Raw genomic sequence first — 13,889 nt, 5'->3', positions numbered from 1 at the left:
CATTTCAGCAGACTTGGCCCATCTCGGCCCCAAGTAGATAAAAGAGGCATGTTGGGCCCCACCTTCACATTTATCAGACCACGATTAATCCACTAGTTTAGATGATTTGGAAAAAAATATTCCATCTATTCTCTTTTTATTTTTTATTTATATTTGATCATTCATCTTATTTAAAATATTAATTCAAATATGTAAAATTATAAGTTATGTTTGACTTTATTTAGTGATAAAATAAATCATAATAAAATATATAATAATTTTTAAAATAAATAAATAATCAAACATAATGTAAAAAGTTAATGATGAAAATAGTTTAAATACAAAAAAATAATCTGTCAAAGATACAATACACTAGCCAAATCATTTGTTGATGATAAGTATAAAAACGGATAGGTATCTCTTAATGAAAGTGTTGATTTTGGGTAGTGGTGTTATCGGCGTAACCAGCGCCTGGTACCTGGCTAAACAGGGCCATCAGGTTACCGTTATTGATCGCCAGAGTGCGCCAGCGATGGAAACCAGCTTTGCGAATGCTGGCCAGATCTCGCCTGGATATTCCGCTCCCTGGGCCGCCCCGGGTGTTCCTTTAAAAGCCATTAAGTGGATGATGCAGGATCTCGCGCCTCTGATGATCAACCCTAAGGTGAATGCCAACACCCTGAAGTGGATGACCAAGATGCTGTCCAACTGCACCCAGTCCTCATACCACACCAATAAAGCGCGGATGATGCGTCTGGCTGAGTATAGCCGTGATTGCTTTAAAGATCTTCGTTCTGAGATCGAAATTGATTATGAAGGCCGTACCGGTGGTACGCTGCAGGTTTTTCGTACCCAGAAACAGGTAGACGCCGCAGCTAAAGATATCTCTGTCTTGGAAGAGTGCGGCGTTAGCTATGAAGTACTGGATCGTGAAGGCTGTGTTGCCCGCGAGCCAGCGCTGGGCTTTGTTAAAGATAAAATTGTTGGTGGTCTGAGACTGCCAGGGGATGAGACCGGCGACTGTTTTAAATTCACCAATGCGCTGGCTGATGAGTGTAAAAAGCTGGGTGTTGAATTTAAATTCGATACCGAGATTGAAGGTCTGATCAGCGATGATAGTCAGATTGTGGGTGTTAAAACCAAACAGGGTACATTCACTGCTGACCGCTACCTGATGTGTCTGGGTAGCTACAGCACTCTGCTGCTGGCCAATGTTGGTGTTGTGGTGCCGGTTTATCCGATTAAAGGATACTCGCTGACACTGCCAATTGTTGATGAAACCAAAGCGCCGGTGTCCACCGTCATGGATGAAACCTATAAGGTTGCGGTTACCCGTTTTGAAGACCGGATTCGTGTGGGTGGTACTGCTGAGATCACCTCTTACGACACCTCGCTGCAGGAGAAGCGGCGTAAGAATGTTGAGTTTACCGTCACTGACCTGTTCCCGGGTGGTGGTGACATTGAGAAAGCGGAGTTTTGGACCGGTCTGCGGCCAATGACACCGGATGGTACACCGGTACTGGGTGGAACCCGTTATGCAAATCTGTATCTGAATACTGGTCACGGCACGCTGGGCTGGACCATGTCGCTGGGGTCAGGAAAGTTTGTTGCCGATGTCATTAGTGGCAATAAAACTGACATTGATCCGGAAGGACTTTCCGTCGCCCGTTATGGCCAGAAGTAGGAAATAACGGTTTTTTGAGCACCGGGGCTTAATTGACGCACCAGGTAAACACCTTGTCATGCCCCTGTGCTCACTTTTTTTTACAGGATATAATCGGCAGCCTCAGATGTCGGAATGTACGCTGGTCCGGTGATCTGAGTATGCTGTTTGCCGACCCTCACATACATTATTTAGAATTTATTATTGGGAATTTAAACCATGCCAACTAAGACTATTATTGCAACTGAAAATGCACCTGCTGCTATTGGTACATACTCTCAGGCTGTTAAAGTCGATAACACTGTCTATATGTCAGGTCAGATCCCGCTGGTGCCCGCCACCATGGAGATGGTTACCGAGTCTTTTGAAGCCCAGGCTGTGCAGGTGTTTGAAAACCTGAAAGCGGTTGCTGAAGCGGCTGGCGGTTCAATGAGTGATCTGGTTAAAGTGACCATTCTGCTGACCGATCTGGCTAACTTCGCCACCGTAAACGAAGTGATGGCGCGTTATTTTGAGCAGCCTTACCCTGCCCGTGCGGCCTATGCGGTTAAAGCACTGCCTAAAGATGCTGATATCGAAGTTGAAGCGGTGATGGTGGTTGCATAACACCCCGGTTCCGCGGGTTTTGCTATCTGCATGATCACTGCAGATAGCCGGTCTAAAGTAAGTCGAAGGTAGAGAAAGAATGAGTCGAGCAGCAAAAATAACGGTTGACCTGGATGCTATCCGGCATAACTATCGATTAGCACGTTCCCTGAACTCCGCAGGTCACGCGGTGGCCATTATCAAGGCGAATGCATACGGACATGGGGCGGTTGAAGTTGCTAAAGCGTTGGAAGCTGAAGCGGATGCCTTTGGTGTCGCCTGTATTGAAGAAGCGGTTGAGCTGATTGACGCCGGCATTGAGAAACCGGTTTTGCTGCTTGAAGGTTATTTTGAAACCAGTGAGCTGGACTATATCAGTGAACAGGGTATGTGGTGCGCAGTGCATAGTCTGGCGCAGATCGAACAGATTGCCGCAGCGAGCCTGAGTAAGCCGATTACTGTGTGGTTGAAAATGAACTCGGGTATGAATCGTCTGGGAGTTCATCCGGATGACTATCAGGCCGCATTCAAGCGTCTGAAGCAGCTGGAAAATGTTGCAGATATCGTGCTGATGACTCATTTTTCCAGTTCCGATGAACTGGATAAAACCACCACCGATGAGCAGCTAGCGGTGTTTAACAGGGCTTCTGAAGGTCTGGATGCCCCACACTGTCTGGCAAACTCTGCCGCTGTTCTGGCCTGGAGTGATGCGCGGCGTGACTGGATGCGTCCAGGATTAATGTTGTATGGTGCGACGCCATTTCCAGATGCTCAGGACAATGCCGATAAATTGATACCGGCAATGACCCTGACCTCTGAAATTATCGCAGTGCGCGATGTTAAGGTGGGCGAATCTGTCGGCTATGCCGGACTCTTCTGTGCCGATCAGCCAACCCGTGTGGGCACGGTGGCGATGGGGTATGCAGATGGTTACTCCCGCCATGCAGTGACCGGTACGCCGGTGTGGATCAATGGCCATCGTTCGCGGATTATTGGCCGGGTTTCAATGGATATGCTGGGGGTCGATCTGACCGGAATCCCAGACGCCGATATCGGCACAGAGGTGGAGTTCTGGGGGCGTAATGTGACCGCTGCTGAAGTGGCTACTTTCTGCGATACTATCCCTTACACCCTGTTCACCGGGATTACCCGCCGGGTACATAAGTGTTATATCAATAAATAACCGCAATAAACTCTGTAGAAAAACCGGCCCTGTGCCGGTTTTTTCGTATTGTTTTATTCAGACTACGGTAATCTTCAGCAGGAGATGATATACAGGCAGATCATCAGACCAGGGAGATGATTATGTATGCAGTGATATTTCGGGCAGAGGTTGCTCAGTTAGATGAAGAGTATAGTCAGATGGCCACCAGAATGCGTGAGCTGGCGTTACAGGAGTATGGTTGTCTGGAGTTTACGGCCGTGACCGAGGGCGCTAATGAGATAGCTATCTCATACTGGGACAGTCTGGAGCAGATCCGTGCCTGGAAACAGAATGCTGAGCATTTGACGGCCCAGGCAAAAGGGCGCTCACACTGGTACAGCGCATACCGGGTTCAGATTGTTGAGGTAGTGCGGGAATACAGCGCTTAACCGTGCAGAAGCAGGAGAGGTTTATGAGGAAGTTTACCCGGAGAGTGTTCAGATCTGTTTTGCTGATGGCTCTATCCGTTGTCACGCTGTCTGCCACGGCGGCAACCAGCGTCTGGAAGGTCAGCTCTGGTGATAATGTATTGTATGTCGGTGGCACCATACATGTGCTGCGTCAGAGTGATTATCCTCTGCCTGTTGAGTTTGATCGGGCATATCTCAGAGCGGACCGGTTGTTTTTTGAAACAGACCTGGAGCAGTTGCATACACCTGAGGTGGTACAGCGGATGCAGCAGGCAGTGCGCTATCCCGATGGTATCAGCGGGTTGGATAAGCGGGTGTCAGCGGCACTTTATCAGCGTATCGAGAAGGTCTGGGCGCAGTATGGTTTGCCGCCAGAAGCGATGGTCGGATTGCGTCCATCCGGTATTGTTATCACCCTGACGATGTTGAATCTGCAGCAGATAGGTGTGGATGCTCAGGGGATTGATGACTTTTATCACCGCCGGGCCATCGCAGATGCCAAACCCGTTGGCGGGCTGGAGTCGGTTGATCAGCAGATTCGCTTACTGGCAGGAATGGGTGCCGGTGATGAAGAGAAATTTATGAGTATGTCGCTGGATGAGCTGCAGCAGTCAGGCGGGCTGGTTGACGGCATGGTTGAAGCGTGGCGACGGGGCAACCTTACCGATCTTGATCGTTTGGTGCTTGAGGATATGCGCCGGGACTCTCCCGCCGAGTTTCGTAAGCTGATAGTTGATCGCAATCGCAAATGGTTGCCGCAGATAGAGGCGATGCTGGCTGACCGGCAGGTGGAGTTTGTGCTGGTGGGCAGTGGCCACCTGGCCGGTGATGAGGGCTTAATTGAGCAGTTACAACAGCGGGGTTACCGGGTTGAGCCAGTACAGTAATCCACTGGGTTTAAACCTTTAGCTGGCCATCTGCAGACGTTGATTCTCGCTCAGCAGTCTCAACAGTTGTAGCTTGCCATTGGGGTCTTTGCGGGTGACCACTTCGCCCTCTTTACGGAAGTGGATATCCCGCAGGCGTGATAACCAGAAGCGCATCGCCGCGACCTGCAACATACTGCTGAAGCTACGTTGCTCAGCGGTGTTGAGTGGCCGGACGCTTTGATAGCTATCGAGTATCAGCAGTGCTTTATTGAAATCATACTGTGCAGTACTTTCGTCATAACACCAGGCGTTCAGGGTGACACAGAGATCATACAGATAGGGCGCAGAACAGCTGTGATAAAAGTCGATCAGGCCGCACAACCTATCACCATCAAACAGCGCATTATCCGGAAACAGATCTGCATGGACGGGGCCATTCGGCAGGCTGTCCCAGAGGATCTGTGTCGCATCTTGCAGGTGGTATTGCAGCGTCTGCTGCTCCTCTTCCTCCAGGTGCGGCAGTAGCGTTGTTCCCAGCTCTGCACACCATTGCTGGATATGCACTGGCTGTGCGTCGCTGAGCTGCTCTGACAGCCGGTGCATCCTTGCCAGGGTCAGGCCGATAATGCTTGCCTGCTGGTCGTTGGGGTGGTGCAGTGGGCTGCCAGCCAGCCGGGACATCAGCACCGCAGGACGGTCGTTAAGCTGACCGGACAAACCTCCGTCATTCAGATGGATCGGTTTAGCGCAGGCAACACCGTGCTGGGTCAGGTGTTCAATATAATTAAGGATAAAGGGTAACTGTTCACTGCTGACTGACTCCACCAGAGTCAGGACAAACTCACCCGCAGTGGTGGTAACGAAATAGTTAGTGTTTTCCACCCCGGCTTCAATGCCCTGAAAATCGATCAGCTGACCAACGCTATACTGTTGCAGGTAGCGTTCAAGTTGTTCGCGGGTGACAGGCGTGTAAACAGACATCGTTGCTTCCTTTACTCATCTGGCGATCAGTGACCGGCCGGTTGTTCAGTTATGATGCTTAGTGTTTTTATTTAGGGTCGTGATTAAGTGCTTTGGCCTGAATATCCGCATGATAGGACGAGCGTACCATCGGCCCGCTGGCGACGTTTTTAAAGCCAAGCTGATAACCAATCTCTTCATACTGCTGAAACTCTTCTGGCGTGACATAGCGCTCAACCGCCAGGTGGTGTTTACTGGGTTGCAGATACTGGCCAATCGTGATCATATCGACATTATTAGCCCGCAGATCTTTCATCACTTTAATGACCTCTTCCTGAGTTTCACCCAGCCCGACCATCATGCCGGATTTGGTATCCACCTGTGGATGTAACTGTTTAAAGCGGTACAGCAGGTTGAGTGACCAGAAATAATCAGCGCCAGGACGTACCTTGCTATACAGTGAGGGCACCGTTTCCAGATTATGGTTGAGCACGTCAGGCAGCTGCTCTGACAGTTTTTCCAGCGCGCTATCCATTCTGCCGCGAAAATCCGGCACCAGTATTTCAATTTTCAGCGCTTTATTCAGCGCTCTTGCTTCTTTGATACATTCGGCAAAATGGCCAGCGCCGCCATCTTTCAGGTCATCCCGGTCTACCGAGGTGATCACGACATAGCGCAGTCCCAGTTGTGCAATATTACGGGCAACATTTTTAGGTTCATTCGGATCAAGCTGCATAGGCCGGCCGTGGGCGACATCACAGAACGGGCAGCGGCGGGTGCAGATTGCGCCCATGATCATCAGAGTGGCTGTTTTATGGCTGAAACACTCTGCCAGGTTGGGGCAGGAGGCTTCTTCACATACGGTATGTAGCTTCAGTTCGCGAAGTTGCTGCTTAACCTTATTCACATTAGCATTGGAGCGGCTATCGATACGGATCCATTCGGGTTTGCGCAACCGCTCCCGATCGGGATCTGGCTTATCCTGCAGACGGGACATTTTCGCTTCGCCTTTCAGCTCTTCTAAAGGGATCATCTCCATAGCGGGAGGCCTCTGCTGCTTTAAATCTTCTGTGAATTCAGGTCTGTAATAAAACGCCAGCGGAGTTATCAGCTGGCGTTATTGTTGTGCATCTGTCTATATCAGGCGTGTTTGTGGCAGGCCTGATAAAGCGGGCGTTAACCGCGATAATAGCGTTGCTCGATAAAGGGCATCTTAGACACCACCATAGGTAACTGTTTTCCGCGAACCAGAGCATATACTTCTGTTTCCAGCGTCGCATACTCAGAAGCGACATATCCCATCGCAATCGGTACACCTACGGTCGGGCCAAAGCTACCACTGGTGACTTCACCAATCCTGACGCCATCGGCATTGAGCAGTTCTGCGCCTTCGCGAATCGGTGCTTTACCCAGGGCGATCAGGCCCACCCGTTTGCGACCGAAGTTCTTGTTAGCGATCTGTTCAAAGATCTTCCGGGCACCGGGGAAACCGCCAGCCCGTTCGCCATCGGCGCGACGGCACTTGCTGATCGCCCAGATCAGGCTGCCTTCGACAGGTGTGGTGTTCTGATCAAGATCGTGCCCGTAGAGACACAGACCTGATTCCAGACGCAGGGAGTCCCGTGCACCCAGTCCGATAAACTCAATCTCTGGCTGTGCAATAAACAGACGACAGAGTCGCTCTGCCTGATCCGCCGGGATAGAGATCTCGTAGCCATCTTCGCCGGTATAACCGGAACGACTGACAAAACACTCAACCCCATCGATGCTGATATGGCGGCAGTCCATAAACACCAGATCGTTCACTTCCGGGCAGATGCGTGAGAGTGCCAACGCTGCTTCAGGGCCCTGTAGTGCAACCAGGGCGCGGTCATCCAGAACTTCCAGTTGGACGCCTTCGCCCAGGTTGGCCTGCAGATGTGCAATGTCCTGAGCTTTACAGGCGGCGTTGACGACCACATAGAGATGATCACCATAGTTGGTGACCATCAGGTCATCCATAATTCCACCATGCTCATTGGTGAACAGAGCATAACGCTGTTTGCCAACGGGCAGGTCAATAATGTCGACCGGCACCAGTTTTTCCAGTTCGGCAGCAGCATTTTCCCCGGTCAGTATTACCTGTCCCATATGGGAAACATCGAACAGACCCGCATGTTCGCGGGTATGGATATGTTCCTTCTTGACTCCCATCGGGTACTGAACCGGCATCTCAAACCCAGCAAAAGGTACCATCTTACCGCCCAGTTCCAGATGCAGGGCATAGAGCGGTGTTTTGTTCAGTTCGGACATGGGAGTCTCCATTGTTTATGTTTGGGTGGCGTCAGCGCTGTTTATCCGGGACCGGTCGTTGAGTCTGAAAAATAGCGAAAGGCGTTTATATTGGTGGAATAATGTTTCCAATAGGAAACAAAGTTAATTGAATAGGGAATGTTTTGCAAGTAGAAAGTTGCGCGCAAAGGAAAGTTTGGGTCGTTTTTAAAGCCATTAAAAGTCGTGGCTCGTTGCTCGGAAAAGCCTTCTATATCTGCTATGAGAGGCTTTTTAAATAATCTGCTTTGTAAGAATGTGGTTGTGTGCAGTTGCTGAAGGGAAGTAATCCCGGGCAAGCGGCGTCCAGCTTTTAAGCCGTAACCCAGAGCACCTCGGCGTCTTTCTTGCTGGTGGACACGAGTGCGTGGCCCATTTCGCAGTCGTAGTAGGCGCTGTCACCGGCGACCAGTTCAATCGGTTCATAAAACTCGGTGTAGAACATGATGCTGCCACTGAGAACATAGAGAAACTCTTCACCATCGTGACGAATCCAGTCCTGATATTCATCCCAGGAGTGGGTGCGCACGGTGGTTTTGAAGGGGATCATCTTCTTACTGGAGAGTTGCGTTGCCAGCAGTTCGTGCTCATAGGTTGGGGTTGGGTGGGGCTTACCCTCACCACGACGGGTGATATCCCGGCGGCCACCGCTGCTGGGGCTTTTCTTTTTGGGCTGGGTAAACAGTTGGGGGATATCGATTCCCAGGCCCTTCACCAGTTTATTAACCGCAGTAAAGGTGGGGGAGATCTGCTCATTTTCAATTTTGGACAGTGTTGAGCGGGCAAGACCTGTTAGTTTGCTGGCTTCCTCCAGCGTCAGATTCTGGCTGAGGCGGATCTCCCGCACCCGCTTGCCCAGCTCAAGCGGTTCCACAACCGCTTCGGCATTATCCCGTGTGACCGAGAAAAACTGCTGATCTTCTTTGAGAAAGGAGGGCTTATCTGGCATCGGGTGCTCCGTTGAAAGCTGTCGCTAGGGGTTGGCGCGTATACTTGAGGAGATCACCTCTCCCGGTTTCCGATAATAGTACACAACCGCTCAGGGCATTGAAAGAATGCGATATTTCACAGTTTGAGAAAAATATATGGAAAAGTTTCCTAAAAGAAACTTTGTGTTGATTTTAGGAAATGGCGCTGCTAACCTTCGCTGCAATTGGCTATTGATCAGTTTTGCTGTTGATGTTGGGTTTAACGAATCCAGTGACAGATCTGGCAATTGTTATTTTTAAGACCGGAGTAGCTGTCAGTGGCTTGGAGTATTCCTGATCTCTTTAAGGTCGGTATTGGCTCTGCGAGCTCTCATACTGTGGAGCCGATGGTGGTTAATCGCTTTACTGAAGAGGCGGCCAGCTGCATCAGGCGGGTCAGGTAAATGTGGTTGCCTGCTGAGGCCTGCCGCTCCTCTTCAACGGTCATCCTGTCATTCAACAAGCGCTAGTCCGGTGCTGAGTCTGTCAGACCTGCCGGAATTAATTTTTAAAGGAAATACAATTATGAGCATTCCATCTAATTATCTTTTCTCCTCAAGTCATGAATGGGTTCTGGATAATGGTGACGGTACGGTCACTGTGGGTATCTCCGATCACGCACAGGATCTGCTGGGTGATGTGGTGTTCGTTGAGCTGCCAGAACTCGGCCGTGAAGTGACTGCGGGTGAAGAGTTCTCCCTGGTTGAGTCGGTCAAAGCGGCATCAGATATTTATGCCCCGGTAAGCGGTGAAGTGGTTGAGATCAATGATGCGCTGGAGAATGAGCCGGAAACCGTTAATAACGCACCTTATGAGGGTGGCTGGATTGTTAAAATTAAGCTTTCTGATGCTGCTCAGCTGGATGGGTTGCTGAACGCTGAGGCTTATGCTGCTACGATTGCAGAATAGATCTGATCTGTGGAGCGCTGTTGTCGTATGAGACAGCGCTTATCACTCAACTACGATCAGGTCGTTTCGCCAGCGCGGGCCGGTATGCAGACCATCCCGCACCCTTCGATTGATGATCAGCCGCTTGCGTTGCTGGTCCGTTTAAACAGGTTACTGTAATGGCTACTGAGATATCTACTCCTGTTCCGCTAAGCACACTTCAGCAGACAACCGACTTTACCCGGCGTCATATTGGCCCGGATACCGATCAGACCGCCGCGATGCTGGCTGAGCTGGGTATTAGTTCTATAGAGGAACTGATGGCGCAGACCGTGCCGGATTCAATCCGTCTGGATGATGCCCTGAATATGGATGATGCGGTTTCTGAAGCCGATGCGCTGGCATTGCTGCGTAGTCTGGCAGATCAGAACAAGGTGAATAGATCCTATATCGGTATGGGTTATCACAATACCCTGGTACCCAACGTGATTCTGCGGAATGTGATGGAAAATCCCGGCTGGTATACCGCTTATACGCCATACCAGCCAGAGATTTCACAGGGCCGTCTGGAAGCACTGCTGAACTATCAGCAGGTGGTGATGGATCTCACCGGTATGGATCTGGCGAATGCCTCTCTTCTGGATGAGGCGACCGCCGCGGCTGAAGCGATGACCCTGTGCAAACGTTCCAACCGTAAAAAGAGCGACACTTTTTTTGTTGCTGATGACGTGCACCCCCAGACCATCGATGTGATCAGAACCCGGGCGGAGTATTTCGGCTTTGAGATTGTGGTGGGAAATCCGCTGACCGATCTGGATAACTGCGATGCCTTTGGTGTGCAGCTGCAATATCCGGGCACCTACGGCGATATCACCGATATCAAAACCCTGATTGAAAAAGCCAGAGCGCAGCAGGCGATGGTGTCTGTCGCGGCCGACCCTTTAGCACTGGTGTTGTTGAAATCGCCGGGCGAGCTGGGCGCTGATGTGGTGTTAGGGTCGTCCCAGCGCTTTGGTGTGCCGATGGGCTTTGGTGGCCCACACGCCGCGTTCTTTGCTGCCAGTGAAAAGCTCAAGCGTTCGGTGCCTGGCCGTATTATCGGTGTTTCTATTGATGCCAACGGTAACCGGGCACTGCGGATGGCGATGCAAACCCGTGAGCAACATATCCGCCGTGAGAAGGCGACCTCCAATATCTGTACCGCTCAGGCGCTGCTGGCGAATATGGCCTCTTTTTACTGCGTCTATCACGGTCCGGATGGCCTGAAAACTATTGCTGAGCGGGTGCACCGACTCACCGCCATTCTCGCTAACGGTCTGAAGTCCAAAGGCGTTGCGGTCAATGACAGTTACTTTGATACTTTGACGCTGACGTTGCCCGAAACGGCTGCTGAGGTCTATCAGCGAGCGCTGGCTGCCGGTTGCAATCTGCGTCAGACCGCTGCGGATAAGCTGGGTATATCGCTGGATGAAACCACCCGGCCTGAGGATATTGCTGATCTGTTTGATAGTGTGCTGGGTGAAGGACACGGTCTGTCGGTGGCTGAGCTGGATGCGGCAATCGTCGCCGGTGCGGCAACCGGTATCACCGCTGAGATGCGTCGCAGCGACGCGATTCTGAGTCATCCGACCTTTAACAGCTACCATAGCGAAACCGATATGCTGCGCTATATGAAGCGGCTGGAGAATAAAGATTACTCTCTGGTACACGGCATGATCCCGCTGGGGTCCTGCACCATGAAGCTGAACGCAACCGCTGAGATGATCCCCGTTACCTGGCCTGAGTTTGCCAGTATTCACCCGTTTGCACCGGCAGAGCAGGTGCAGGGTTATCATCAGATGCTCAGCCTGCTGGAAGAGCAGCTGGTGGAGATTACCGGTTACGACAAGGTGTCGCTGCAGCCTAACTCAGGTGCCTCTGGTGAGTACGCCGGTTTGCTGGCGATCCGTAAATATCAGGAGTCGGTTGGCGAAGGGCATCGTAATGTCTGTCTGATTCCGTCGTCTGCACACGGCACCAACCCGGCGTCTGCAGCGATGATGGATATGAAGATTATCGTCACCCGCTGTGATGAGAAGGGTAACGTGGATGTTGCTGATCTGCGGGCTCAGGCTGAGTTGCATAAAGATGATCTTTCCTGCCTGATGATTACCTATCCCTCCACTCACGGGGTGTATGAGGAGGATATCGTCGAGATCTGTAACATCATCCACAGAAATGGTGGCCAGGTGTATATGGATGGTGCCAATATGAACGCTCAGGTAGGGATCTCTAAACCGGGTCTGATCGGTTCTGACGTGTCTCACCTGAATCTGCATAAAACCTTTGCTATCCCGCACGGTGGTGGTGGCCCGGGTATGGGGCCGATCGGTGTTAAGAGCCATCTGGCACCGTTTCTGGCGAGCCACAAGGTCAGCCCGGTTGCTGGCCTGAACCCTGAGAACGGCGCGGTGGCGGCAACCCCCTATGGTTCAGCATCCATTCTGCCAATCACCTGGATGTATAATCTGATGCTGGGTAAGTCAGGGCTGAAGCGTTCCACCCAGATGGCGATTCTCAACGCTAACTATATGGCGGAGAAACTGTCCGGACACTATCCGGTGCTCTATCGGGGTCGTAACAACAAAGTGGCCCATGAGTGCATCATCGATATTCGCCCGCTGAAGGAGGCCTCCGGGGTCACCGAGGAGGATATCGCCAAGCGTCTGATGGATTACGGCTTCCATGCACCGACCATGTCGTTCCCGGTCGCGGGTACGCTGATGATTGAGCCAACCGAATCTGAATCCAGAGTTGAGATCGATCGCTTTATCGATGCGATGGTGCAGATAAAAGGGGAGATTGAAAAGGTACAAAGTGGTGTTTGGCCCGCCGACAACAACCCGTTGTGCCGGGCTCCACATACCCAGGCCGATATCATGGCGGAGGAGTGGAACCGTCCCTATACCCGGGAAGAAGCGGTGTTCCCGAGTCGCGCCACCCGGGAGAGCAAATTCTGGCCGACCTCAAACCGTATTGATAACGTCTACGGCGACCGTAACTTTGTCTGCTCCTGTCCGCCGATAGAAAGCTATATGGCAGACTCGATTTAACTGAATGATAATTCGGTCTTTTTAATCGTCGCCTTATGAACAGGTACCCCGGCGGATCAGGAAACTGATCCGCTTTTTTTTGTGTCAGGACATTATCCAAAACAATACGGTAACATCAGTTTCATATCTTTCAGGCATTTTGGTGGTATAACCTATGGAGGCTAAGATGACTGAAATCTATAGCAAGATCGAACAGATCTATAACGAGATGGGCCATAATCACTATGGTGAAGGGGTCAGCCAGGTTGAGCATGCTGTACAGTGTGCGCGCCTTGCAGAGGAGGATGGTGAACGAGCTGATATGGTTGTCGCGGCTTTGCTACATGATATCGGGCACCTTATTGATGAGGTAAATTCCGTTCATGGCAACTTTCGCCATGACCTCGTTGGCGCTGAATTTCTTTCTCATGACTTTCCTCCCGGAGTAACCGAGCCAATCCGTCTCCACGCAAGTGCAAAGCGTTATCTGTGTACGGTTGAGGCGGGTTATATCGACAGTCTCTCAGAGGCCTCACGCTACTCTCTGGCGTATCAGGGGGGCTTGATGACGGCAGATGAGGTTACTGCATTTCGTGCAGAGCCTTTTCATGAACAGGCAATTCGCTTACGACGCTGGGATGATGAAGCAAAAGACGAAACCCTTTCTACTACGCCGTTTACCTGTTTCAGTCACTATCTGGAGGAGGTCTGCGGGGGTTAATCCTTGTCTGGGCTGGAAGACGATTAAAAAAAAACCGCCATCAGGCGGTTTTTTTAGTAATTCTTATTGCTCCAGCTGAAGCACCTTAATCATTAAGCTCAATGGGGGGGGATGCTTAACTTTCGGGTGGTATCAGCCGAAGTAATGATTTCATATATACAATATTGATGCCTGTTTTATATTAGTTACTAACTATCAGACAGTTATGTGGCTTTTGCACAGTCTGATTTTTCTGATCTGAAAAATGTTGTTGCTAATTAG

The 13,889-nt window shown here is 50.9% G+C and carries 14 protein-coding genes; 10 read left to right on the top strand and 4 right to left on the bottom strand.

The annotated features are described in order from the left end of the window. Positions 1 to 403: 403 nt before the first annotated feature. The 5 genes from ACQY8X_RS11865 to ACQY8X_RS11845 all read left to right on the top strand — a co-directional run bounded on the left by ACQY8X_RS11865 (position 404) and on the right by ACQY8X_RS11845 (position 4,728). The gene (locus ACQY8X_RS11865; protein ID WP_428035353.1) at positions 404 to 1,663 is read left to right on the top strand and encodes a D-amino acid dehydrogenase; all 1,260 of its coding nucleotides are present in this window, start codon (positions 404 to 406) and stop codon (positions 1,661 to 1,663) included. 198 nt (positions 1,664 to 1,861) lie between these two features. After that, positions 1,862 to 2,248 (top strand): RidA family protein, encoded by a 387-nt coding sequence (locus tag ACQY8X_RS11860; RefSeq protein WP_428035352.1) that lies wholly within the window; start codon positions 1,862 to 1,864, stop codon positions 2,246 to 2,248. A 79-nt stretch (positions 2,249 to 2,327) separates the two neighbouring features. After that, positions 2,328 to 3,410, top strand: coding sequence for an alanine racemase (gene alr / locus ACQY8X_RS11855; protein ID WP_428035351.1), 1,083 nt, complete (start codon positions 2,328 to 2,330; stop codon positions 3,408 to 3,410). A 122-nt stretch (positions 3,411 to 3,532) separates the two neighbouring features. Then, on the top strand, positions 3,533 to 3,820 hold the full coding sequence (locus ACQY8X_RS11850) for an antibiotic biosynthesis monooxygenase family protein (RefSeq protein WP_428035350.1): 288 nt from the start codon (positions 3,533 to 3,535) through the stop codon (positions 3,818 to 3,820). A 23-nt stretch (positions 3,821 to 3,843) separates the two neighbouring features. Next, a complete protein-coding gene (locus ACQY8X_RS11845) occupies positions 3,844 to 4,728 on the top strand; it encodes a TraB/GumN family protein (protein WP_428035349.1) in 885 nt (294 codons plus the stop codon). Between the two features lie 18 nt (positions 4,729 to 4,746). Here the strand turns inward: ACQY8X_RS11845 and ACQY8X_RS11840 are convergent, their stop codons facing one another. The 4 genes from ACQY8X_RS11840 to ACQY8X_RS11825 all read right to left on the bottom strand — a co-directional run bounded on the left by ACQY8X_RS11840 (position 4,747) and on the right by ACQY8X_RS11825 (position 8,929). Continuing rightward, positions 4,747 to 5,691, bottom strand: a complete 945-nt coding sequence (locus tag ACQY8X_RS11840) for a homoserine kinase (protein ID WP_428035348.1) — start codon at positions 5,689 to 5,691, stop codon at positions 4,747 to 4,749. 67 nt (positions 5,692 to 5,758) lie between these two features. Further along, positions 5,759 to 6,709, bottom strand: a complete 951-nt coding sequence (gene lipA, locus ACQY8X_RS11835; RefSeq protein ID WP_428035347.1) for a lipoyl synthase — start codon at positions 6,707 to 6,709, stop codon at positions 5,759 to 5,761. A gap of 137 nt (positions 6,710 to 6,846) precedes the next feature. After that, entirely contained in the window at positions 6,847 to 7,962 is a 1,116-nt protein-coding gene (gcvT, locus tag ACQY8X_RS11830) for a glycine cleavage system aminomethyltransferase GcvT (protein WP_428035346.1), read from the bottom strand. A 331-nt stretch (positions 7,963 to 8,293) separates the two neighbouring features. Next, positions 8,294 to 8,929: a helix-turn-helix domain-containing protein gene (locus tag ACQY8X_RS11825; protein ID WP_428035345.1), complete on the bottom strand. Its 636-nt coding sequence runs from the start codon at positions 8,927 to 8,929 to the stop codon at positions 8,294 to 8,296. Positions 8,930 to 9,226: 297 nt separating this feature from the next. Here ACQY8X_RS11825 and ACQY8X_RS11820 point away from each other — a divergent pair, with 297 nt between their 5' ends. The 5 genes from ACQY8X_RS11820 (at position 9,227) to ACQY8X_RS11800 (ending at position 13,628) form a co-directional block, all read left to right on the top strand. Continuing rightward, the gene (locus ACQY8X_RS11820) at positions 9,227 to 9,352 is read left to right on the top strand and encodes a serine dehydratase beta chain (protein WP_428035344.1); all 126 of its coding nucleotides are present in this window, start codon (positions 9,227 to 9,229) and stop codon (positions 9,350 to 9,352) included. Between the two features lie 118 nt (positions 9,353 to 9,470). Next, positions 9,471 to 9,857, top strand: coding sequence for a glycine cleavage system protein GcvH (gene gcvH, locus ACQY8X_RS11815; RefSeq protein WP_428035355.1), 387 nt, complete (start codon positions 9,471 to 9,473; stop codon positions 9,855 to 9,857). Between the two features lie 27 nt (positions 9,858 to 9,884). Then, positions 9,885 to 10,016 (top strand): hypothetical protein, encoded by a 132-nt coding sequence (locus ACQY8X_RS11810; RefSeq protein WP_428035343.1) that lies wholly within the window; start codon positions 9,885 to 9,887, stop codon positions 10,014 to 10,016. Then, complete coding sequence (gene gcvP / locus ACQY8X_RS11805) at positions 10,016 to 12,928, top strand: aminomethyl-transferring glycine dehydrogenase (protein WP_428035342.1); 2,913 nt, start codon at positions 10,016 to 10,018, stop codon at positions 12,926 to 12,928. The genes ACQY8X_RS11810 and gcvP overlap by 1 nt, the downstream gene beginning before the upstream one ends. A gap of 166 nt (positions 12,929 to 13,094) precedes the next feature. Next, positions 13,095 to 13,628 (top strand): phosphonate degradation HD-domain oxygenase, encoded by a 534-nt coding sequence (locus ACQY8X_RS11800; protein WP_428035341.1) that lies wholly within the window; start codon positions 13,095 to 13,097, stop codon positions 13,626 to 13,628. Positions 13,629 to 13,889: the final 261 nt, after the last annotated feature.

Source organism: Amphritea sp. (assembly GCF_050300915.1).
Taxonomy (GTDB): Bacteria; Pseudomonadota; Gammaproteobacteria; order Pseudomonadales; family Balneatricaceae; genus Amphritea.
This window is presented reverse-complemented; position numbering and strand designations above follow the sequence as displayed.

What these genes read in the sequence shown, in the direction of transcription:
- ACQY8X_RS11810 (WP_428035343.1), top strand. Translation starts at nt 9,885, where the DNA reads ATGAGACAGCGCTTATCACTCAACTACGATCAGGTCGTTTCGCCAGCG.
- gcvT (WP_428035346.1), bottom strand. Translation starts at nt 7,962, where the DNA reads ATGTCCGAACTGAACAAAACACCGCTCTATGCCCTGCATCTGGAACTG.
- lipA (WP_428035347.1), bottom strand. Translation starts at nt 6,709, where the DNA reads ATGGAGATGATCCCTTTAGAAGAGCTGAAAGGCGAAGCGAAAATGTCC.
- ACQY8X_RS11845 (WP_428035349.1), top strand. Translation starts at nt 3,844, where the DNA reads ATGAGGAAGTTTACCCGGAGAGTGTTCAGATCTGTTTTGCTGATGGCT.
- ACQY8X_RS11840 (WP_428035348.1), bottom strand. Translation starts at nt 5,691, where the DNA reads ATGTCTGTTTACACGCCTGTCACCCGCGAACAACTTGAACGCTACCTG.
- ACQY8X_RS11800 (WP_428035341.1), top strand. Translation starts at nt 13,095, where the DNA reads ATGACTGAAATCTATAGCAAGATCGAACAGATCTATAACGAGATGGGC.
- gcvP (WP_428035342.1), top strand. Translation starts at nt 10,016, where the DNA reads ATGGCTACTGAGATATCTACTCCTGTTCCGCTAAGCACACTTCAGCAG.
- alr (WP_428035351.1), top strand. Translation starts at nt 2,328, where the DNA reads ATGAGTCGAGCAGCAAAAATAACGGTTGACCTGGATGCTATCCGGCAT.
- ACQY8X_RS11865 (WP_428035353.1), top strand. Translation starts at nt 404, where the DNA reads ATGAAAGTGTTGATTTTGGGTAGTGGTGTTATCGGCGTAACCAGCGCC.
- ACQY8X_RS11825 (WP_428035345.1), bottom strand. Translation starts at nt 8,929, where the DNA reads ATGCCAGATAAGCCCTCCTTTCTCAAAGAAGATCAGCAGTTTTTCTCG.
- ACQY8X_RS11860 (WP_428035352.1), top strand. Translation starts at nt 1,862, where the DNA reads ATGCCAACTAAGACTATTATTGCAACTGAAAATGCACCTGCTGCTATT.
- ACQY8X_RS11850 (WP_428035350.1), top strand. Translation starts at nt 3,533, where the DNA reads ATGTATGCAGTGATATTTCGGGCAGAGGTTGCTCAGTTAGATGAAGAG.